Source organism: Mycobacterium sp. E3298 (genome assembly GCF_001666895.1).
Classification (GTDB): domain Bacteria; phylum Actinomycetota; class Actinomycetes; order Mycobacteriales; family Mycobacteriaceae; genus Mycobacterium.
Window position 1 is genome coordinate 1 of record NZ_LZJB01000219.1, and the last position, 20957, is coordinate 20957.

General features: G+C 69.2%; 17 protein-coding genes, 1 tRNA gene and 2 pseudogenes. 10 read left to right on the plus strand and 10 right to left on the minus strand.

Annotated elements, in window-relative coordinates:
- A partial coding sequence (locus tag A9X05_RS10130) for a methionine--tRNA ligase (RefSeq protein ID WP_082970926.1) occupies positions 1–833 on the minus strand: 833 nt, incomplete at its 3' end.
- 19 nt (positions 834–852) lie between these two features.
- Here A9X05_RS10130 and A9X05_RS10135 point away from each other — a divergent pair.
- From A9X05_RS10135 to A9X05_RS10155, 5 genes are all read left to right on the plus strand, one after another.
- Positions 853–1704 carry a TatD family hydrolase gene (locus A9X05_RS10135; protein WP_067759447.1) on the plus strand — a complete coding sequence of 284 codons (852 nt, stop codon included), beginning with the start codon at positions 853–855 and terminating at the stop codon, positions 1702–1704.
- A gap of 166 nt (positions 1705–1870) precedes the next feature.
- Positions 1871–2998, plus strand: a complete 1128-nt coding sequence (locus A9X05_RS10140) for a resuscitation-promoting factor (RefSeq protein WP_197498998.1) — start codon at positions 1871–1873, stop codon at positions 2996–2998.
- Positions 2962–3894, plus strand: a complete 933-nt coding sequence (rsmA, locus tag A9X05_RS10145; protein WP_067759452.1) for a 16S rRNA (adenine(1518)-N(6)/adenine(1519)-N(6))-dimethyltransferase RsmA — start codon at positions 2962–2964, stop codon at positions 3892–3894. The genes A9X05_RS10140 and rsmA overlap by 37 nt, the downstream gene beginning before the upstream one ends.
- Before the next feature lie 59 nt (positions 3895–3953).
- Positions 3954–4910, plus strand: a complete 957-nt coding sequence (locus A9X05_RS10150) for a 4-(cytidine 5'-diphospho)-2-C-methyl-D-erythritol kinase (protein WP_067759458.1) — start codon at positions 3954–3956, stop codon at positions 4908–4910.
- 326 nt (positions 4911–5236) lie between these two features.
- Positions 5237–6871 (plus strand): fatty acyl-AMP ligase, encoded by a 1635-nt coding sequence (locus A9X05_RS10155; RefSeq protein ID WP_067781041.1) that lies wholly within the window; start codon positions 5237–5239, stop codon positions 6869–6871.
- Between the two features lie 4 nt (positions 6872–6875).
- On the opposite strand, the gene pth is transcribed toward A9X05_RS10155, so the two are convergent.
- The 8 genes from pth to A9X05_RS10195 all read right to left on the minus strand — a co-directional run bounded on the left by pth (position 6876) and on the right by A9X05_RS10195 (position 13204).
- Positions 6876–7451: an aminoacyl-tRNA hydrolase gene (pth, locus tag A9X05_RS10160; RefSeq protein ID WP_067759473.1), complete on the minus strand. Its 576-nt coding sequence runs from the start codon at positions 7449–7451 to the stop codon at positions 6876–6878.
- Between the two features lie 12 nt (positions 7452–7463).
- The gene (locus A9X05_RS10165) at positions 7464–8123 is read right to left on the minus strand and encodes a 50S ribosomal protein L25/general stress protein Ctc (RefSeq protein ID WP_067781044.1); all 660 of its coding nucleotides are present in this window, start codon (positions 8121–8123) and stop codon (positions 7464–7466) included.
- A gap of 327 nt (positions 8124–8450) precedes the next feature.
- Positions 8451–9332, minus strand: coding sequence for an oxidoreductase (locus tag A9X05_RS10170; protein WP_067781047.1), 882 nt, complete (start codon positions 9330–9332; stop codon positions 8451–8453).
- 100 nt (positions 9333–9432) lie between these two features.
- Positions 9433–10080, minus strand: coding sequence for an LpqN/LpqT family lipoprotein (locus tag A9X05_RS10175; protein WP_067759488.1), 648 nt, complete (start codon positions 10078–10080; stop codon positions 9433–9435).
- Positions 10077–10421, minus strand: a complete 345-nt coding sequence (arsC, locus tag A9X05_RS10180) for an arsenate reductase (glutaredoxin) (RefSeq protein WP_067759501.1) — start codon at positions 10419–10421, stop codon at positions 10077–10079. The genes A9X05_RS10175 and arsC overlap by 4 nt, the downstream gene beginning before the upstream one ends.
- Complete coding sequence (locus tag A9X05_RS10185; RefSeq protein ID WP_067759508.1) at positions 10422–11402, minus strand: ribose-phosphate diphosphokinase; 981 nt, start codon at positions 11400–11402, stop codon at positions 10422–10424.
- A gap of 100 nt (positions 11403–11502) precedes the next feature.
- Complete coding sequence (gene glmU / locus A9X05_RS10190) at positions 11503–12957, minus strand: bifunctional UDP-N-acetylglucosamine diphosphorylase/glucosamine-1-phosphate N-acetyltransferase GlmU (protein WP_067781050.1); 1455 nt, start codon at positions 12955–12957, stop codon at positions 11503–11505.
- Between the two features lie 175 nt (positions 12958–13132).
- A tRNA-Gln gene (locus tag A9X05_RS10195) sits at positions 13133–13204 on the minus strand.
- A gap of 168 nt (positions 13205–13372) precedes the next feature.
- On the opposite strand from A9X05_RS10195, the gene A9X05_RS10200 reads away from it, so the two are divergent.
- Complete coding sequence (locus A9X05_RS10200; protein ID WP_156670229.1) at positions 13373–13966, plus strand: TetR/AcrR family transcriptional regulator; 594 nt, start codon at positions 13373–13375, stop codon at positions 13964–13966.
- Positions 13967–13977: 11 nt separating this feature from the next.
- Here the strand turns inward: A9X05_RS10200 and A9X05_RS10205 are convergent.
- A pseudogene (locus A9X05_RS10205) lies at positions 13978–14889 on the minus strand (diaminopimelate decarboxylase); the annotation flags it as partial.
- Between the two features lie 107 nt (positions 14890–14996).
- On the opposite strand from A9X05_RS10205, the gene mfd reads away from it, so the two are divergent.
- The 4 genes and pseudogenes from mfd to A9X05_RS10225 form a co-directional block, all read left to right on the plus strand.
- Positions 14997–18662 carry a transcription-repair coupling factor gene (mfd, locus tag A9X05_RS10210; RefSeq protein WP_067759518.1) on the plus strand — a complete coding sequence of 1222 codons (3666 nt, stop codon included), beginning with the start codon at positions 14997–14999 and terminating at the stop codon, positions 18660–18662.
- Positions 18663–18768: 106 nt separating this feature from the next.
- Positions 18769–19755: a nucleoside triphosphate pyrophosphohydrolase gene (locus tag A9X05_RS10215; protein WP_067759522.1), complete on the plus strand. Its 987-nt coding sequence runs from the start codon at positions 18769–18771 to the stop codon at positions 19753–19755.
- A gap of 141 nt (positions 19756–19896) precedes the next feature.
- Positions 19897–20625: a lytic transglycosylase domain-containing protein gene (locus A9X05_RS10220; protein WP_156670230.1), complete on the plus strand. Its 729-nt coding sequence runs from the start codon at positions 19897–19899 to the stop codon at positions 20623–20625.
- Between the two features lie 49 nt (positions 20626–20674).
- A pseudogene (locus A9X05_RS10225) lies at positions 20675–20957 on the plus strand (enolase); the annotation flags it as partial.

Here is a 20957-nt window from a genome sequence, read left to right on the forward strand (position 1 = left end):
GACATCAGAAACGCCGGCCAGTAGACGGTGTGGAACCGGATGATGTCCTTGCCGATCATGTGCAGGTCGGCGGGCCAGTAGCGGCGGAACATCGGCGAGTCGGTGTCGGGGTAGCCGACCCCGGTCAGGTAATTGGTCAGCGCGTCGACCCAGACGTACATGACGTGATCGGGATGGTCGGGCACTTTGACGCCCCAGTCGAACGAGGTGCGCGAGATCGACAGGTCGCGCAGGCCGCCGGAGACGAAGCTGACCACTTCGTTGCGGCGCACTTCGGGGGCGATGAAGTCCGGGTTGGCCTCGTAATGGGCCAGCAGCTTGTCGGTGTACGCCGAGAGCCGGAAGAAGTAGGTCTGCTCCTCGGTCCACGTCACCGGCGTTCCGGTTTCCACGGCGACCCTTGTCCCGTCGACCACCGCGGTCTCGGATTCGACGAAGAACCGCTCGTCGCGCACGGAGTACCAACCCGTGTAGCTGTCCAGGTAGATGTCTCCGGCGGCGTCCATCCGCCGCCAGATCTCCTTGGACGCTTCGTGATGGTCGGCGTCGGTGGTGCGAATGAACCGATCGAAGGAGATGTTGAGCTTCTCCTGCAGGCGTTGAAAAACATCGGAATTCCGCCGCGCCAGCTCGGCGGTCGGAAGGCCCTCCGCCGCCGCCGTCTCGAGCATCTTGAGGCCGTGCTCGTCGGTGCCGGTCAGGAAACGCACGTCGAACCCATCGAGCCGCTTGAATCGCGCGATGGCGTCGGTGGCGATGTACTCGTAGGCGTGCCCGACGTGCGGATTGCCGTTGGGGTACGTGATCGCGGTGGTGACGTAGAAGGGCCTCATCGAGAGTCCACCTTATTGTGTGCGCGTGAGCTCCAACCGACGAGAACGAGAAGCGCCGCCCGCACCCGAACCGCTGGCCCCCCTGGTCGACGCCCACACCCACCTCGACGCCTGTGGCGCGCGGGACGCCGGGGACGTGCGCGCCATCGTGGATCGCGCCGCGGCGGTCGGGGTGGGGGCCGTGGTCACCATCGCCGACGACCTGGCTTCGGCGGCTTGGGTGACCCGCGCCGCCGAATGGGATCCGCGGGTGTACGCCGCGGTGGCGCTGCACCCGACCCGCGCCGATGCGCTCGACGACGCCGCCCGCGGCGAAATAGAGCGGCTGGTGGCCCACCCCCGGGTGGTGGCCGTCGGCGAGACCGGCCTGGACCTGTATTGGCCCGGGCGCCTCGACGGGTGCGCGCAGCCGGACACCCAACGGGAAGCGTTCGCCTGGCACATCGACCTGGCCAAGCGGTGCGGCAAACCGTTGATGATCCACAACCGGGACGCCGACGCCGAGGTGCTCGACGTGCTGGCGGCCGAAGGCGCGCCCGACACGGTGATCTTTCACTGCTTCTCGTCGGACGCCGCGATGGCCCGCCGCTGCGTGGACGCCGGATGGTTGCTCAGCCTGTCGGGAACGGCGAGCTTCCGCAACGCCCGCGACCTGCGGGAAGCCGTTCCGCTGATACCGCTGGAACAACTGCTGGTGGAAACCGATGCGCCCTTCTTGACGCCGCATCCGTACCGCGGTGCACCGAACGAGCCGTATTGCCTTCCTTATACTGTCCGGGCGGTCGCCGAACTGGTGGGCCGTCCCGCCGAAGAGCTGGCGCAGGCCACGACGAGCAACGCTCGGCGGGTCTACGGGCTGGCTCCCGGTTGACTCGCTGCACGGGACGATTGCGTTAACGAATTCGCGCCGGAGTTGCTCAACTTTGGCCGGTTCGTTACCGTCTTGTGATCGAAAGGGTGGGGCCTACGGGCCCTTATTTGTCGCTTGGTGCTGATTAGGTCGTTGGAGTAATTGCTGTGGTCGGGATAGACGCGCGTTGACTGTATTAACAAAACTTCATCAGACACCGTCGCCGATGTTGCGGCTCATCGTCGGAGGACTGTTACTGGTTCTGGCGTTCGCAGGTGGATTCGCGGTCTCCGCGTGCAAGACGGTGACGCTGACCGTCGACGGCATTGCGATGCGGGTCACGACCATGAAGTCGCGGGTCATCGACATCGTGCAGGAGAACGGCTTCGCCGTCGACGAGCGGGACGACCTGTACCCCGCCGGGGACGTCAAGGTGCACGACGCCGCCAACATCGTGTTGCGCCGCAGCCGCCCGCTGCAGATCTCGCTGGACGGTCACGACACCAGGCAGGTGTGGACGACGGCATCGACCGTCGACGAGGCCCTGGCCCAACTCGCCATGACCGACACGGCCCCCGCCGCGGCCTCCCGCGGCAGCCGGGTCCCGCTCGCGGGAATGGCGCTGCCCATCGTCAGCGCGAAGACGGTCCGCATCACCGATGGCGGCACCACCCGTACGGTGCACCTGCCCGCGCCCAACGTCGCGGGGCTGCTGAGCGCGGCCGGCGCCCCGCTCCTCGAAGGCGACCAGGCGATGCCGAGCGCGTCGTCCCCCATTGTCGACGGCATGGAAATCCAGGTGACCCGCAACCGGATCGAGCGGGTGACGGAACGAATGCCGTTGCAGCCCAACGCCCGTCGGGTCGAGGACCCGGACATGAACATGAGCCGCCAGGTGGTGGAAGACCCGGGCAGCCCCGGCACCCAGGACGTCACCTTCGCGGTCGCCACCGTCAACGGCGTTGAGACCGGCCGGTTGCCGATCGCCAACACCGTGATCACCCCCGCCCGCGAGGCGGTGGTGCGGGTGGGCACCAAGCCCGGCACCGACGTGCCACCGGTCACCAACGGCTCGATCTGGGACGCGATCGCCGGCTGCGAGGCCGGCGGGAACTGGGCGATCAACACCGGCAACGGCTACTACGGCGGTGTGCAGTTCGATCAGGGCACCTGGGAGCGCAACGGCGGGCTGCGGTTCGCCGCGCGCGCGGACCTGGCGACCCGGGAAGAGCAGATCGCAGTCGCCGAGGTGACGCGCGAGCGTCAGGGTTGGGGCGCGTGGCCCGTGTGCAGCGGAAGAGCAGGGGCAAGCTGACCATCCGGCTGCTCGGTCGCACCGAGATCAGGCGGCTTGCCAAAGAACTTGACCTTCGGCCCCGGAAATCCCTCGGTCAGAACTTCGTCCACGATGCCAACACGGTCCGCCGGATCGTCTCGACCTCCGGGGTCGGCCGGTCCGACCACGTCCTCGAGGTCGGACCCGGCCTGGGATCGCTGACGTTGGCGTTGCTGGACCGCGGCGCCACGGTAACCGCCGTCGAAATCGACCCGGTCCTGGCCGATCGGCTGCCGCAGACCGTCGCCGAACACTCGCACAGCGAATTGCAGCGGCTCACCGTACTCAACCGCGACGTCTTGACCCTTCGCCGGGAAGAGTTGGCCGCGCAACCCAACGCGGTCGTCGCCAACCTGCCCTACAACGTCGCGGTGCCCGCGCTGCTGCACCTGCTCGCCGAATTCCCCTCCATTCAGACGGTGACCGTCATGGTGCAGGCGGAGGTCGCCGAACGCCTCGCCGCCGAGCCGGGCGGCAAAGACTACGGCGTGCCCAGCGTCAAGGTCCGCTACTTCGGGTCGGTTCGGCGGTGCGGCATGGTGTCGCCGACGGTCTTCTGGCCGATTCCCCGCGTGTATTCCGGGCTCGTGCGCATCGACCGCTACGCCACCCCGCAGTGGCCCACCGACGAGGCCTTCCGCCGTCAGGTCTTCGGACTGGTGGACATCGCGTTCGCGCAGCGGCGCAAGACGGCCCGCAACGCGTTCGTCGAGTGGGCCGGCTCGGGGAACGAGTCGGCGAGTCGCCTGTTGGCCGCCAGCATCGACCCGGCGCGCCGCGGCGAGACCCTGTCCATCGACGACTTCGTCCGGCTGTTGCGCAGATCGAACGAACCGACTGACACCGCGACGCAACAGCAGACCTCGCCGGGCTGACCGCGGCGCCGTCGGTGCCGCTGCATGTGGTCGGCCGGTGGCAGCGATAGTCTGCTCCGGTGTCCGCGTCTGACGGCAATACCGCCGCACAGTGGGTGCCGACCGGGTCGGTCACCGTTCGGGTGCCCGGGAAGGTCAACCTCTATCTCGAGGTCGGCGACCGCCGCGAGGACGGTTACCACGAGCTGACAACCGTCTTTCAGGCCGTCTCCCTGCTCGACGAGGTGACCGTTCGCAACGCCGACGTGCTGTCGCTCGAGCTCGTCGGCGAGGGTGCCGACAAACTGCCCACCGACGAACGCAACCTTGCCTGGCAGGCCGCCGAGCTGATGGCCGAACACGTCGGCCGGGCGCCCGACGTCTCGATCATGATCGACAAATCCATCCCCGTGGCCGGTGGCATGGCCGGCGGCAGCGCGGATGCGGCGGCGGTGCTGGTCGCCATGAACTCGCTGTGGGAACTCAACGTGCCGCGTCGCGACCTGCGCATGCTGGCCGCGCGGTTGGGCAGCGACGTCCCCTTCGCGCTGCACGGCGGCACCGCGCTGGGCACCGGCCGCGGCGAGGAGCTGGCCACCGTGTTGTCCCGCAACACCTTCCACTGGGTGTTGGCGTTCGCCGACGGGGAGCTGCTCACGCCCGCGGTGTTCGCCGAGCTCGACCGCCTTCGGGGGGCGGGCGACCCGCCCCGGCTCGCCGGGCCGGGCCCGGTGCTGGCGGCCCTGGCCGCGGGCGACCCGGAACAGCTGGCGTCGCTGCTGGGCAACGAGATGCAGGCCGCCGCGGTGAGCCTGAACCCGAAGCTGCGCCGCACGTTGCGCGCGGGCGTCCAGGCCGGCGCCCTGGCGGGCATCGTGTCCGGCTCGGGCCCGACGTGCGCGTTCCTGTGCTCCTCGGCGGCCTCGGCCGTCGACGTGGGCACCGAGGTGTCCGGGGCGGGCGTCTGCCGCACGGTGCGGGTCGCCAGCGGGCCGGTGGCCGGGGCGCGCGTGGTTCCGGCCCCCACCGAAGTGTGAAAATCACCCCAAAACGCGCATTCGTTTGGGCTGTTCCCTAAGAGGAGTTTAAGATAATGCGCGGTGACGGGTAGCGCTGAGCAAGATCACTTATTTTCGTCGTCCGCCGGAGCCCCCGGCGGACGACTGGTGCTTCGGGCCCACGAGCGTTTTTCGGGCCCGGTCCGCGCTTATCGGGCGACCGGACGCGGGGTTGCCGGCTCATCGCCGTTTCGAGACCTAACCGCTGCCCGACTGTGTTTGCGAGCCTGCTGCGAAGAGCTACCGAGTGGGCGGAATATGAAATCTCGGGCGTTGGGGCAAGCGCCGGAACCGAGGAGGTTTGAGTGAGCAGGTTTACCGAGAAGATGTACCGCAATGCCCGCACCGTGACGACGGGCATGGTCACCGGTGAACCCCACGAACCGGTCCGCCACACGTGGGGCGAGGTCCACGAACGCGCCCGCCGCATCGCGGGCGGCCTGGCCGCCGCCGGCATCGGCCTCGGCGACGCCGTCGGTGTCCTCGCCGGCTTCCCGGTGGAAATCGCCCCGACCGCCCAGGGGCTGTGGATGCGCGGCGCCAGCCTGACGATGCTGCACCAGCCCACCCCGCGCACCGACCTGGCCGTGTGGGCCGAAGACACGATGAACGTCATCGGCATGATCGAGGCCAAGGCCGTCATCGTCTCCGAGCCCTTCCTGGTGGCCATCCCCGTGCTCGAGGAGAAGGGCATCAAGGTCCTCACCGTCGCCGACCTGCTGGCGTCGGAACCGATCGACCCCGTCGAGGTCGGCGAGGACGACCTGGCGCTGATGCAGCTGACGTCCGGTTCCACCGGCTCCCCGAAGGCCGTCCAGATCACCCACCGCAACATCTACTCCAATGCCGAGGCGATGTTCATCGGTGCCCAATACGACGTCAACAAGGACGTCATGGTCAGCTGGCTGCCCTGCTTCCACGACATGGGCATGGTCGGCTTCCTGACCATCCCGATGTACTTCGGCGCCGAGCTCGTCAAGGTCACGCCGATGGACTTCCTGCGCGACACGCTGCTGTGGGCCAAGCTCATCGACAAGTACAAGGGCACCATGACCGCGGCGCCCAACTTCGCCTACGCGCTGCTCGCCAAGCGGCTGCGCCGCAACGCCAAGCCGGGTGACTTCGACCTGTCGACCCTGCGCTTCGCGCTGTCCGGTGCAGAGCCGGTCGAACCCGCCGACGTGGAGGACCTGCTGGACGCGGGCAAGCCGTTCGGCCTGAGCCCCTCGGCGATTCTGCCGGCGTACGGCATGGCCGAGACCACGCTGGCGGTGTCGTTCTCGGAGTGCAACGCCGGCCTGGTCGTCGACGAGGTCGACGCGGACCTGCTCGCGGCCCTGCGCCGCGCGGTGCCGGCCACCAAGGGCAACACCCGCAGGCTGGCCACGCTGGGCCCGCTGCTGCAGGACCTGGAGGCGCGCATCATCGACGAGAACGGCGACGTGATGCCCGCCCGCGGCGTCGGCGTCATCGAGCTGCGCGGCGAGTCGCTGACGCCGGGCTACCTGACGATGGGTGGCTTCATCCCGGCGCAGGACGAGAACGGTTGGTATGACACCGGCGACCTCGGCTACATGACCGAGGAGGGCCACGTCGTGGTGTGCGGCCGCGTCAAGGACGTCATCATCATGGCCGGCCGCAACATCTATCCCACCGACATCGAGCGGGCCGCCTGCCGCGTCGAGGGGGTGCGGCCCGGGTGCGCGGTCGCGGTGCGCCTGGACGCCGGCCACTCCCGCGAGACGTTCGCCGTCGCCGTCGAGTCCAACGCCTGGCAGGACCCGGCCGAGGTGCGTCGCATCGAGCACCAGGTCGCGCGCGAGGTGGTGTCCGAGGTCGACATGCGGCCGCGCAACGTGGTGGTGCTCGGGCCGGGCACCATCCCGAAGACACCGTCGGGCAAGCTGCGCCGGTCCCACTCCGCCACGCTGGTCACTTAGGCGCTTACCAGGCGTGGACGCGGTTCTGCGCCGGCTCCAGCCCGAGCTCGACGAGCAACTCCGTGGCGTCCGCGGCCTGCTCGCAAATGGTCGGCACCTCGCCGCGCTCGGCCGCCGAGAAGTTCTCCAACACGAAGGCCGCCGGGTCTTTGCGACCGGGTGGTCGGCCGATCCCGATGCGGACGCGCTGAAACTCCTTGGTGCCCAACGCGGCCGCCACCGAGCGCAGGCCGTTGTGACCGCCCTCGCCGCCGCCGATCTTCAGCCGGATGCGGCCGAAGTCCAGGTCGAGGTCGTCATGCACGACGACGATGTCGGCCGGCGCCACCGAATAGAACTTCGCCAACGGGCCGACCTGGCGGCCGGACTCGTTCATGTAGCAGCGCGGCTTGGCGACCAGGACCGAATGTCCGGCCAACCGGCCGCTGACCACCTCGGCGCCGGACCGCTTGTGCACCTTGAACTTTGACCCCAGTCGGCCGGCGAGCAGGTCGGCGACCATGAACCCGAGGTTGTGCCGGGTGCGGGCGTAGTTGTCTCCGGGGTTGCCCAGGCCGACCACCAGCAACGGCTCGGCCACGTTGCGAACCGCCTACTCGGACTCGTCCGCGGGGGCCTCGGCCTCGCCGGCCTCTTCTTCGGCGGGGGCCTCTTCGCGCTCGGCGACCTCGCCCGCGCCCTCTTCCTCGAGGTCCTCGGCCGTCGGCGCGACCACCACGTTGACCACCAGCATCTCCGGGTCGGAGATCAGGTTGACGCCCCGCGGCAGGGCGATCTGGCCGGCGGTGAACTGGGTGCCCGGTTCGGCGTCCTGCACCGACACGGTGACGTGCTCGGGAATCGACAGCGCCTCGGCCTCGATCTCGATGGTGTTGGTGTCCTGGGTGACCAGGGTGCCCGGCACGGCGTCGCCCTCGACGACGACGGTCACCTCGACGACGACCTTCTCGCCGCGGCGCACGACCAGCAGGTCGGCGTGCTGGATGGTGCGGCGGATCGGGTGGATGTCGAGCGCCTTGGTCAGCGCCAGCTGTTCCTTGCCGCCGATGTCCAGGGTCAGCACCGCGTTGGTGCCCGCGTGGCGCAGCACGGCCGCGAAGTCGTGGCCGGGCAGCTCCAGGTGCTGCGGGTCGGAACCGTGCCCGTAGAGGACGGCGGGGATTTTGCCTTCGCGGCGGGCCCGGCGGGACGCGCCCTTACCGGTCTCGGTTCGCACCGTGGCGGTGAGCTGGTTGCCTGCGGACTTGGCCATCGTGTCGCTCCTGTGTGCTCGTCAGTGTGGGGGCACGGCCAGGGTCGCGACAGTTCGTCGGTCTCCGTCGATAACGGTGCTGGCAGGCCAGCCACCCTCGCCGTGACGCCCGGTCAGGTTAACGCATGCGCACCTGGGAGCGGAAATTGCGGCGGTCTGCGTCACTTGCGTCACTCCGCCACCTGGCCGGGGCGATGGCCGAGATGCCCGCCTCGCAGCGACTACCCGCGGCGCGCGGGCGTTGTCGCTCGGAGGTGGGCACATCGCCGGCCGACCGCGCGAGAGGCTGGCGAGGCTGGTGGGGGCGGTGGGGTTCGGTCGGAGGGCTCAGAGCGGGAATTTGGTGCCGGTGAGCTGCTCGGACAGCTCCCAGAGCGCCCGGGCCATTGCCGGGTCCTGCGCCCGCCGGCTGCGCGCCACCGGTTGGGTGCGGCCGAGCTGGCCGAACAGCGGCCCGACGAACGTATCGCCGGGCAGGTCCTGCGACGCCGCGTACAGCGTCTGGCGCGCGCCGAAGTCCGCGTCGGTGGCCACCACCCGGGTGACCGCCGACATCATCGCGTCGCCCAGCTTGCGGCCCGAGGCGCCTTGCAGATTGGTGTGCGAATAGCCGGGGTGCGCGGCCAGCGCGCGCAGCTTCGAACCGGACGAATCCAGGCGCCGCTGCAGTTCGCTGGTGAACAGCAGATTGGCGAGCTTGGACTGGCTGTAGGCCAGCCAGGGCGAGTACCGCCGCGTCTTCCAATTCAGGTCGTCGAGGCTGATCCGACCCGCCCAGTGCGCCATCGACGACACCGTGACCACCCGATCGGTGAGCTTGGGCAGCAACAGGTTGGTGAGCGCGAAATGCCCGAGGTGGTTGGTGCCGATCTGGCTTTCGAAGCCGTCGACGGTCTGCGCGTAGGGGGCCGCCATGATGCCCGCGTTGTTGATCAGCACGTCGACCTCGTCGACGCCGTCGGCGAATTCGCGCACCGACGACAGGTTCTGCAGGTCGAGCGGGCGCACCTCGACCGGGCCGGTCTGAGTGCCCCGGATCTGCAGCGCGGCCTTCTCGCCCTTGCGAACGTCGCGAACCGCCATGACGAGCGTGGCGCCCCGGCGCGCCAGCTCGCGGGCGGTCACGGCGCCGAGACCGCTGTTGGCCCCGGTGATGATCACGGTGCGCCCGGCGAACGAGGGCAGGTCTGCGGCGGTCCAGTTCGTCATGGCTGACGAGCCTAAGCGATCACGTCGAGATTGCCGCCAGGGCTGTGATTCGGGCCGCGATCACGACCATGGTGGCAATCTCGCCGACCAAAGACCGAAATCACTTCGCCGCGACGACGAACCCCCGCATGATCGCCTCGATGTCGGTGGACTGCGCGACCGCCTCGTTGGCCAGGCCGGTGATGGTGAGCTGAACCAGGTATCGCTGCTTGGCGGGCGGCGACCCGGTGGCGATGACGATCCGGTTGAAGCTGTGCAGGCGTGTGCCGTCCAAGTCGTAGCTGCCCTGGATCATCGACGAGGGAAAGCCGTTGTAGGGCGTCGTCGAGGCGTCGAGCTGCTTGAAATTCTCGAACAGCTGGGCGTCGTCGTTGCCGTGCTGGATCACCTGGGCCGGATCGAAATCGCCATTCAGCTTGAACACCACCAGCCTGGCGGTCGGGTACTTGTTGCCCTTGGAGAGCATTACGGTCTCCGGCGAGATGTGCGGATTGCTCGCCACCGACCAGCCCGGGGGCGTCGGGATCGAGACCGTCAGGTCGGGCAGGTTGCCCGGCGCCACCTGTTGGCCGGTGACGCCGATGTTCTGCAGATACTGCGACAGGGGCACGGGCTTTTCGACCCGCGTCGTCGTGGTCGTGGTGGTCGGAGTCGTCGACCAGATCGATTGGTAGTCAGGGGTTTTCGGCCCGCACGCCACCGCGGACAGTGTCAGCGCAATGGCCGCGGCCGCATACCCACGTCTCACAGAATCTCGCGGACCGCGTCGACCGGCCGGGCCAGCCGGGTGCCCTTCGGTGTGACGACGAACGGCCGCTCGATCAGGATCGGGTGTTCGACCATGGCGTCGAGCAACTGGTCGTCGGTCGCATCGGCGAGATTGAGTTCGGTGTAAAGCGATTCACGCTTGCGCACCGCGGTCCGCACGTCGATCCCGGCGTCGTCGATCATCTTCACCAGTTCGCCGCGCGACGGCGGGTTCTTCAAATACTCGACGATTGTCGGCTCAACCCCGTTGTCGCGCAACAAGTCCAGTGTTTTGCGGGACGTGCTGCAGCGGGGATTGTGGTAGATGACGGTATCGGCCATCTAGGCGTCTCCGTCGAACAGCCCCGTGACGGAGCCGTTTTCGAAGACGGCGCGAATGGTGCTGGCCAGCAGCGGCGCGATGGACAAGACGGTGAGCTGCGGGAAGCGCTTTTCCTCGCCGATCGGCAGCGTGTTGGTGACGATCACCTCGCGGGCGCCGGACGCGGCGAGCCGCTCGGCGGCCGGGTCGGACAGCACGCCGTGGGTGGCCGCGATGATCACGTCACCAGCGCCCTCGTCGCGCAGCAACTTGACCGCGCCGGCGATCGTGCCGCCGGTGTCGATCATGTCGTCGATCAGCACACATGTCCTGCCCTGCACCTCGCCGACGACGCGGTTGGACACCACCTGGTTGGGCACCCGCGGGTCGCGGGTCTTGTGGATGAAGGCCAGCGGGACTCCGCCCAGCGCGTCGGCCCACTTCTCGGCGATCCGCACCCGCCCCGAATCGGGGGAGACCACGACCATGTTGCCGTCCGGGTAGTTGTCCCGGATGTACCCGGTCAGCAGGTTCTGCCCGCGCATGTGGTCGACCGGCCCGTCGAAGAAACCCTGGATCTGGTCGGTGTGCAGGTCGACGGTCACGATCCGGTCGGCGCCGGCGGTCTTGAGCAGATCGGCGACCAGCCGCGCCGAGATCGGCTCGCGGCCGCGATGCTTCTTGTCCTGCCGGGCGTACGGGTAGAACGGCATGACGGCGGTGATCCGCTTGGCGCTGCCCCGCTTGAGCGCGTCGATCATGATCAGCTGTTCCATCAGCCAGTCGTTCACCGGCGCCGGGGCCGACTGCAGGACGAACGCGTCGCACCCGCGGACCGACTCGTCGAACCGGACGAAAATCTCGCCGTTGGCGAACTCCCGCGCCGTCTGAGCGGTGACGTGGACGTCGAGCTCCTTTGCGACCTGCTCGGCCAACTCCGGGTGCGCACGGCCGGAGAAGAGCATCAGGTTTTTGCGATTGTCGGTCCAGTCGTGGCTCAACGCACTGCCCTCGCCGTTCGGATCAAAAGTGGATGGCCAATCGTACGTAGCGAATGGTACGGAAATGTGGCCGGGTTACCAGATAGCGAAATCACAATGTCTATTCGGGCTCGCCGGCCCCGGTCGCCTTTTCGGCCGCTTCGGCCGCCGCGCTGCCCGGCCGTTTGCGCTGTACCCAGCCCTCGATGTTGCGTTGCGGGCCGGCGGACACCGCGAGTGCGCCGGGCGGGACGTCGTCGCGGACCACGGTTCCCGCGCCGGTGTACGCGCCGTCGCCGACCGTGACCGGGGCGACGAACATGGTGTCCGACCCGGTGCGCACGTGGGAGCCGATCGTGGTCCGGGCCTTGGACGTGCCGTCGTAATTGACGAAGACGCTGGACGCTCCGATGTTGCTGTGGTCGCCGATGTCGGCGTCACCGACGTAGGTCAGGTGCGGAACCTTGGTGCCGGTGCCGATCGTGGAGTTCTTGGTCTCGACGAACGCGCCGAGCTTGCCGTCATCGCCGAGCACCGTGCCCGGCCGCAGGTAGGTGAAGGGCCCGACCGTGGCGCCGGCGCCGATGGACGACGACGTGCCGTGGGTGCGCACCACCGACGCGCCGTCGCCGACAGTGACGTCGGTGAGCGTGGTGTCCGGGCCGACGACGCAGTGGCCGCCAAGCTGGGTGCGGCCCAGCAGCTGCGTGCCCGGGTGGATCACGGTGTCGCGGCCGATCGTGACGTCGACGTCGATCCAGGTGGTGGCCGGGTCGACCACCGTCACCCCGGCCATCTGGTGGGCGGCGACGATCCGGCGGTTGAGTTCGGCGCCCAATTGCGCCAGCTGCACGCGGTTGTTCACGCCGGCCACCAGCGCGCTGTCGTCGACGTGCTGGGCGTGGATGGCCCGCCCGTCGCCGCGCAGGATGGCGATGACGTCGGTCAGGTACAGCTCCTGCTGGGCGTTGTTCGAGCTCAGCCGGCTCAGCGCGGAGCGCAACGCGGGAACGTCGAAGGCGTAGACGCCGGCGTTGACCTCGCGGATCTCGCGCTGGAAAGGCGTCGCGTCGGCGTGTTCCACGATCGCGGTGACCTCGTTGTCCTGGGTGCGCAGGATGCGGCCGTAGCCGGTGGGGTCGTCGAGTGTCGTGGTGAGCACCGTCGCGGCGGCCGATCCGGCGTTGTGCGTCGCGATCAGGTCGGCCAGGGTGTCGGAGTCCAGCAGCGGCGTGTCGCCGGAGGTGACGACGACGACGCCGGCGTAGTCCTCGGGCAGCGCGGACAGGCCGCAGAGAACGGCGTGACCGGTGCCCAGCGGCCGGTCCTGCAGGGCGACCTCGATGGCGCGGCCCAGGCCGTCGGCCCATTCGGCGACCAGCGGAGCGATGCGCTGGTGGTCGTGGCCGAGGACCACGACCAGGTGTTGCGGGGCGGCCTTGGTTATCGCGTGCAGGAGGTGGGACAACATGCTGCGCCCGCCGATCGTGTGCAGCACCTTGGGGGTGTCCGACCGCATCCGGGTGCCGGGCCCGGCCGCGAGCACCAGGACCGCGGTATCACCACGAGACGCCACGCTTCTCCTTCCGACGCGAGCGTGCGTGTCTGTACGCCGACACGCCGTCAAGCGTGTCACCACACCTGACGTCGACGCAAAGACCACTTCGGTCCGACTCGCCGACCGTGGGGCCTGCGTACGGGAACCGTGCCGAATTCGTGCATAGGCCCCACCCCCGACCCAGGGAGCAAAGCTCCGTCGCCAGGACTCGAACCTGAACTATCTGAACCAAAATCAGAGGTGCTGCCGATTACACCACGACGGATCGCAAGGCCCATCGGCCCGCGCCACCAACAGACTTTAGACGGTGGACGGGCCGATCGCGGCGCCGAGGGAAAGACGGGCGGTTCGGTGCCTGTGACGCTATACGCTGATTGACGTGGCTGTTCTCGACAAGGAGCCGGACAAAGAGGCACGCGCCCCGCGCGCCAGGATGACCGGTACCGAACGCCGGCAACAACTCATCGGCATCGCACGCTCGCTGTTCGCCGAGCGCGGTTACGAGGGCACCTCGATCGAGGAGATCGCGTTGCGCGCCAACGTGTCCAAGCCGGTCGTCTACGAACATTTCGGCGGCAAGGAGGGGCTGTACGCCGTGGTGGTCGACCGCGAGATGTCGGCGCTGCTGGACGGCATCACCTCGTCGCTGACCAACAACCGGTCCCGGGTGCGGGTCGAGCGGGTCGCTCTGGCGCTGCTCACGTACGTCGAAGAGCGCACCGACGGCTTCCGCATCATGATCCGCGACTCACCGGCCGCCATCAGCTCGGGCACCTACTCCAGCCTGCTCAACGACGCCGTCAACCAGGTCAGCTCAATCCTGGCCGGCGACTTCGCCCGCCGCGGCCTGGATCCCGAGCTGGCGCCGTTGTACGCGCAGGCGCTGGTGGGCTCGGTGTCGATGACGGCGCAGTGGTGGCTCGACACCCGGGAACCGAAGAAGGAAGTGGTCGCGGCGCACCTGGTCAACCTGATGTGGAACGGGCTGACCCACCTGGAGGCCGACCCCAGGCTGCAGGACAGTTAGCCGCCGTCGACGGGTTCCACCACCACCCTGGGGCGGGGGAAATGCTCCGCGGCGCAGGCCTCGTCCAGCGCGTCCTCGATAACACGGGCCAGCGCGTCGAGGTCGAGTTCGCGGTCGCCGGGAACGTAGGGGATGGCGTGCCCGCCGCCGAGGTTGAGTTCGGTCAGGATGACGCCGTGGCGGGCCCGGATGTCGGCCATCGCGGCGATCAGCCGGTGAATCGCTTCGCCGTATAGCGCCGGGTCGGTAACCTGCGAGCCGATGTGGCAGTGCAGGCCGACCAGGTCGAGGATCGGGTGCGCCAGCACGCGTTTGACCGCCTCTGCGGCGTGGTCTCCGGCGAGGGTGAAGCCGAACTTCTGGTCGCTGATTCCGGTCGCCACCGCCCGGTGCCCGTGAATATCGATGTCCGGCGTCACCCGGATGAGGACCGGCTGACGCCCGCGCGCCAGGCCGGCGAGGTAGGCGATCTCCATGCAGGAATCCAGCACGACCCGCCCCACGCCGGCGCCCACCGCGTCGCGCAGCTCATCGAGGGACTTGGCGTTGCCGTGGACGACGATCCGGGCCGGATCCACCCCACCGGCAAGGGCGACGGCCAGCTCACCGGCCGAGCAGACGTCGATGCCGAGGCCCTCCTCGCGGGCCCAGCGGGCCACCGCGGTGGTCAGCAGCGACTTCCCCGCGTAGACCACCTGGACGCCACGCAGCGCCTTGCGGTAACGGCGGGCCCGGCGCCGGAAGTCGGTCTCGTCGATGACGTAGGCCGGCGTGCCGAACTCGTCGGCGATGTCCGCCAGGGGCACCCCGCCAACGCGGAGCCCGCCCTGCTCGTCGGGGTGGGCGGTCACGGGCCAGATCGCGGGATCGAACCGCGGCGGGGCCGCGTGACCAAGTGACGGCAGGATCTCCAGCAATGTCATGAATCCAACGTGGGCCGGCACGGGGCCGAAGGGCGGCTTCCTTACGAACCCTTGACGGTCCCGGGCTCAATATTGACGAATCCTGGCGCCCCTAGAATGGATTCATCATGACCGCACCGGGGCCTGCTCGCCCAGAACCCCCGATCGCGGGGCTCGTTGAATTGGCGCTAACCGCGCCGACCTTCCAGCAACTGATCGAAAGCGCGGCCGAGCGACCGGCCGAGCTGCGCCTGGTGGGTCCAGCCAGTGCAAGGCTTTTTGTGGCCAGCGCGATGGCGCGGTTGGGGCCTTTGCTCGTGGTCACCGCGACGGGTCGCGAGGCCGACGACCTGACCGCTGAATTGCGCGGCGTCTTCGGCGATGCCGTCGCGGCCTTTCCGTCCTGGGAGACCCTGCCGCACGAGCGGTTGTCGCCGGGCGTCGACACCGTCGGCGCCCGGCTGACGGTGCTGCGCAGGCTGGCGCATCCCGACGATGGTCGGTTGGGCCCGCCGCTGCAGGTGGTGGTGACCGCGGTGCGCTCGCTGATGCAACCGATGACGCCGGAGCTGGGCCTGGTCGAGCCGGTCACGTTCAAAGTCGGCGAGGAGATCGCCTTCGAAGACGTCGTCGCCCGGCTGGTGGAGCTGGCCTACACCCGGGTCGACATGGTGGGCCGGCGGGGCGAGTTCGCGGTGCGCGGGGGCATCCTCGACGTCTTTCCGCCGACCGCCGAGCACCCGGTGCGCATCGAGTTCTGGGGTGACGAGGTCAGCGAGATCCGGATGTTCGCCGTCGCCGACCAGCGCTCGATCCCCGAGATCGAGGTCGAGACGGTGATCGCGGTGCCCTGCCGCGAGCTGCTGCTGACCGACGAGGTGCGGGAACGGGCCGCCGCGCTCGCCGCCCGGCATTCCGGGGCCGAGCCGGCCATCACCGGCAGCGTGACCGACATGCTGGCCAAGCTGGGCGAGGGGATCGCGGTCGACGGCATGGAGGCGCTGTTGCCGGTGCTGCGGCCCGGGGAACACGTGCTGCTGACCGACCAGCTGGCCGAGGGCACGCCGGTGTTGGTGTGCGACCCCGAGAAGGTTCGCACCCGGGCCGCCGACCTGATCAAGACGGGCAGCGAATTCCTCGAGGCCTCCTGGTCGGTCGCCGCCCTCGGCACCGACGCGCCCGTCGACGTGGCGCAATTCGGGGGATCGGGGTTCGCCGAGCTGGACGACGTGCACGCCGCGGCGGCGAATTCCGGTCACCCGTGGTGGACGTTGAGCCAGTTGTCCGACGAGTCGGCAGTCGAGCTGGACGTTCGGGCGGCGCCCTCGGCCCGCGGGCACCAGCAGGACATCGACGGCATCTTCGCGATGCTGCGCGCGCACGTCTCGACCGGCGGCTACGCCGCCGTCGTCGCGCCGGGCGCCGGTACCGCGCACCGGGTCGTCGAGCGGCTCGCCGACTCCGACACCCCCGCCGCCATGCTGGAACCCCACGCGGCGGACACCACGCTCAAGCCCGGAATCGTCAGCGTGCTCAAGGGTCCGCTGCACGACGGTGTCGTCATTCCGGGCGCCAACCTGGTCGTCATCACCGAGACCGACCTGACCGGTAGCCGAACCACCGCCGTCGAGGGCAAGCGGCTGGCGGCCAAGCGGCGCAACACCGTCGACCCGCTGGCGCTGACGGCCGGTGACCTGGTGGTGCACGACCAGCACGGCATCGGGCGGTTCGTCGAGATGACCGAACGCACGGTCGGCGGCGCGCGCCGCGAGTACCTGGTGCTCGAGTACGCGTCGAGCAAGCGGGGCGGCGGCTCGGACAAGCTGTACGTCCCGATGGACTCCCTGGACCAGCTCTCCCGCTACGTCGGGGGGCAGGCGCCGGCACTTTCCAAGCTTGGCGGCAGCGACTGGGCCAACACCAAGACCAAGGCCCGCCGCGCGGTGCGCGAGATCGCCGGCGAGCTCGTCGCGCTCTACGCCAAACGCCAGGCCAGCCCCGGCCACGCGTTCGCGCCCGACACCCCGTGGCAGGCCGAGATGGAGGACGCGTTCGGCTTCACCGAGACCGTCGACCAGCTCACCGCCATCACCGAGGTCAAGGCCGACATGGAAAAGCCGATCCCGATGGACCGGGTGATCTGCGGTGACGTCGGCTACGGCAAGACCGAGATCGCGGTGCGCGCGGCGTTCAAGGCGGTCCAGGACGGCAAGCAGGTCGCGGTGCTGGTGCCCACCACGCTGCTGGCCGACCAGCACCTGCAGACGTTCACCGACCGGATGGCCGGCTTCCCGGTGACCGTCAAGGGGCTCTCGCGGTTCACCGACAACGCCGAGTCCCGCGCCGTGATCGAGGGCCTGGCCGACGGCTCGGTCGACGTCGTGATCGGCACGCACCGGCTGCTGCAGACCGGGGTGCGCTGGAAAGACCTGGGGCTGGTCGTCGTCGACGAGGAGCAGCGGTTCGGCGTCGAGCACAAGGAGCACATCAAGAGCCTGCGCACCCACGTCGACGTGCTGACCATGAGCGCCACCCCCATCCCGCGCACGCTGGAGATGAGCCTGGCCGGGATCCGCGAGATGTCGACCATCCTGACGCCGCCCGAAGAGCGGTATCCCGTGCTGACCTACGTCGGCCCGCACGACGACAAGCAGGTCGCGGCCGCCCTGCGGCGCGAGCTGCTGCGCGACGGGCAGGCGTTCTACGTGCACAACCGGGTCAGCTCGATCGACCGCGCCGCGGCACATGTTCGCGAGCTGGTCCCCGAGGCGCGCGTGGTCGTCGCGCACGGACAGATGCCCGAGGACCGGCTGGAACGCACCGTGCAGGGGTTCTGGAACCGCGAATACGACATCCTGGTCTGCACCACGATCGTCGAGACCGGGCTGGACATCTCCAACGCCAACACCCTGATCGTCGAGCGCGCCGACACCTTCGGGCTGTCGCAGCTGCACCAGCTGCGCGGCCGGGTGGGCCGCAGCCGCGAGCGCGGGTACGCCTACTTCCTGTACCCGCAGCACGCGCCGCTGACCGAGACGGCCTACGACCGGCTGGCGACCATCGCGCAGAACAACGAGCTGGGCGCGGGCATGGCGGTCGCGCTCAAGGACCTCGAGATCCGCGGCGCCGGCAACGTGCTGGGCGTCGAGCAGTCCGGGCACGTCGCCGGGGTCGGGTTCGACCTGTACGTGCGGCTGGTGGGCGAGGCCGTGGAGGCCTACCGCGCGGCCGCCGACGGCCAGACGGTGACCACCGCCGAGGAGCCCAAGGACGTGCGGATCGACCTGCCGGTGGACGCGCACCTCCCGCCTGACTACATCGCCAGCGACCGGCTGCGGCTGGAGGCGTACCGACGGCTGGCGGCGGCTTCCGACGACGCGGCCGTCGACGCCGTGGTCGACGAACTCGTCGACCGCTACGGCGCGCTGCCCGAACCGGCCCTGCGCCTGGTGGCGGTCGCGCGGTTGCGGCTGCTGTGCCGCGCCGCGGGCATCACCGAGGTGTCCGCGCCGTCGGCGGCCACCGTGCGGCTGTCGCCGATGACGCTGCCGGATTCGGCCCAGGTGCGGCTCAAGCGGATGTATCCGTCGGCGAGCTACCGCGCCACCACCTCGACCGTGCAGGTTCCCATCCCGCGCGCGGGCGGTGTCGGGGCGGCGCGCATCCGCGACGTCGAGCTGGTGCAGATGGTGGCCAATCTGGTGACGGCGCTGCAAGGAAAACCCCAGACGGACATTGATATAACGAGTGCGTCACCTGCAGCGATGTCCAGTGAGGAGCGACAAGCGCGATGATCCGCGCCGGCGACGATGCAGAGCGGAGCGATGTGGGGGCACGCCCCCTCGCCGCTGCGCGGCCGGGGGTACCCCCACCCGCTTGCGGGGGAGAGGAGCGGCGCACATGATCGTCGTCTTGTTCGACCCTCGCCGCCCATCGCTGGTCCCCGTGGAAGCGATAGAACATCTCAGCGGGGAGGTGCAGTACACCGAGGAGATGCCCGTCGCGGTGCCGTGGTCGCTGCCCGCGGCCCGTCCGGTGCATGCCGGGGACCCCGATGATCCAGCGCCGGTGCTTCTCTCGTCCGACCCCGATCATCCCGCCGTCACGGCGCGCCTCGCGGCCGGTGCCCGGCTGATCTCGGCGCCGGACACCCCGCGCGGCGAACGACTGGTCGACGCCGTGGCGATGATGGACAAGCTGCGCACCGCGGGGCCCTGGGAGAGCGAGCAAACCCACGACTCGCTGCGCAGGTTCCTGCTCGAGGAGACTTACGAACTGTTGGACGCGGTGCGCAGCGGCAGCGCCGACCAGTTGCGCGAAGAACTCGGCGACGTGTTGTTGCAGGTGCTCTTTCACGCGCGCATCGCCGAGGATGCGCCGCAGCTTCCGTTCACCATCGACGACGTTGCCGTCACGCTGATGCGCAAGCTGGGCAATCGGGTTCCGGGTGTGCTTGCGGGCCAGACCATTTCGCTGGAAGAGCAGTTGGCGCAATGGGAAGAGCGCAAGGCCGCCGAAAAGCCCCGGAAATCGGTGATGGACGACGTGCATACCGGGCAGCCCGCATTGGCGCTGGCGCAGAAAGTGATTCAGCGTGCCGAGAAGGCCGGCCTGCCCGCCGATCTCATACCCGCCGAAATCACCTCGATATCGGTGTCGGCCGGCGGCGACGCGGAAGGCGCGCTGCGCTCGGCGGTTCTGGAGTTCGTGGACACCGTCCGGGAGGTCGAACGGGCGATCGCCGCGACGCGCCGGGGCGGCGACGTCCCCGATGAGTTCGACGTGGCACCCCTCGGGGAGGTCACCGAGGACGAGTGGCGGGAGCACTGGCCGTCGGACGGGGTGCCCGAGGCGGCCGCGGTGGATGCCGCGGCCGACGACGCGTGACCGCGAAAGCTGCTTGGGGCTAACCGATAATTAACCAAAATCCTGCGCCGGGCCCCCGACGCGGCCGGGCAAGACCGGAACACATGGGACGATGGTTGCGGAAGTTTGTGCAGGGGAGTTGAGGGAGCTTTAACCAGCATGGTGTCGCCGAGGCGTTGGTTGCGCGCGGCTGCCGTGATCGGCGCGACCGCGATGCTGATGGCCTCCAGCTGCACGTGGCAGCTCAGCCTCTTCATTCCGGAGGGTGTCCCGCCGCCCGCGGGGGCCCCGGTGCCGCCGGTGGACACCCACGCCAGCGGACGCCCCGCCGACCAGCTTCGGGCCTGGGCCGAGCAGCGGTCGGCGACGCTCGAGATTCCAGTGATCGCGCTGGAGGCGTACGCGTACGCGGCCCGGGTCGCCGAGGTCGAGAACCCCAAGTGCCATATCGCGTGGACCACGTTGGCGGGCATCGGGCAGGTCGAAAGCCATCACGGCACCTACCGCGGCGCGCGCCTGGCGCCCAACGGGGATGTGAGCCCGCCGATTCGCGGTGTCCGCCTGGACGGCAGCGGGGGCACTCTGCGCATCGTCGACAGCGAGGAACAAGTGACCGATGACGACGGGGTGGTGCGGGCCATGGGGCCGATGCAGTTCATCCCGGAGACCTGGCGGTTGTACGGCGTCGACGCCCATAACGACGGGCGTGTCAGCCCCGACAACATCGACGATGCGGCCCTCGCGGCGGCGGGTTACCTGTGTTGGCGGGGCAAAGATCTGGGGACTCCGCGCGGCTGGATCACCGCACTGCGGGCCTACAACAACTCGGGCGTCTACGCGCGGGCGGTCCGCGACTGGGCGACCGCTTATGCGGCGGGTCACCCGCTGTAGCAGGATGTATCGCTGACGGCGCCAGCTAGAACACGCAAGGAGAAACTCAGTGCCGATTATCGAGCAGGTCGGGGCCCGCGAGATCCTCGATTCCCGCGGTAACCCGACGGTCGAGGTCGAGATCGCCCTGATCGACGGGACGTTTGCCCGCGCGGCGGTGCCCTCCGGGGCGTCGACCGGCGAGCACGAGGCCGTCGAGTTGCGCGACGGCGGTGAACGGTACGGCGGCAAGGGCGTGCGAAAGGCCGTGGAGGCCGTGCTCGACGAGATCGGCCCGGCGGTGATCGGGCTCAACGCCGACGATCAGCGGCTGGTGGATCAGGCGCTGGTCG

What these genes read in the sequence shown, in the direction of transcription:
- A9X05_RS10165 (WP_067781044.1), bottom strand. Translation starts at nt 8,123, where the DNA reads ATGGCCAAGTCCGCAGGCAACCAGCTCACCGCCACGGTGCGAACCGAG.
- A9X05_RS10170 (WP_067781047.1), bottom strand. Translation starts at nt 9,332, where the DNA reads ATGACGAACTGGACCGCCGCAGACCTGCCCTCGTTCGCCGGGCGCACC.
- arsC (WP_067759501.1), bottom strand. Translation starts at nt 10,421, where the DNA reads ATGGCCGATACCGTCATCTACCACAATCCCCGCTGCAGCACGTCCCGC.
- A9X05_RS10200 (WP_156670229.1), top strand. Translation starts at nt 13,373, where the DNA reads ATGACCGGTACCGAACGCCGGCAACAACTCATCGGCATCGCACGCTCG.
- mfd (WP_067759518.1), top strand. Translation starts at nt 14,997, where the DNA reads ATGACCGCACCGGGGCCTGCTCGCCCAGAACCCCCGATCGCGGGGCTC.
- A9X05_RS10215 (WP_067759522.1), top strand. Translation starts at nt 18,769, where the DNA reads ATGATCGTCGTCTTGTTCGACCCTCGCCGCCCATCGCTGGTCCCCGTG.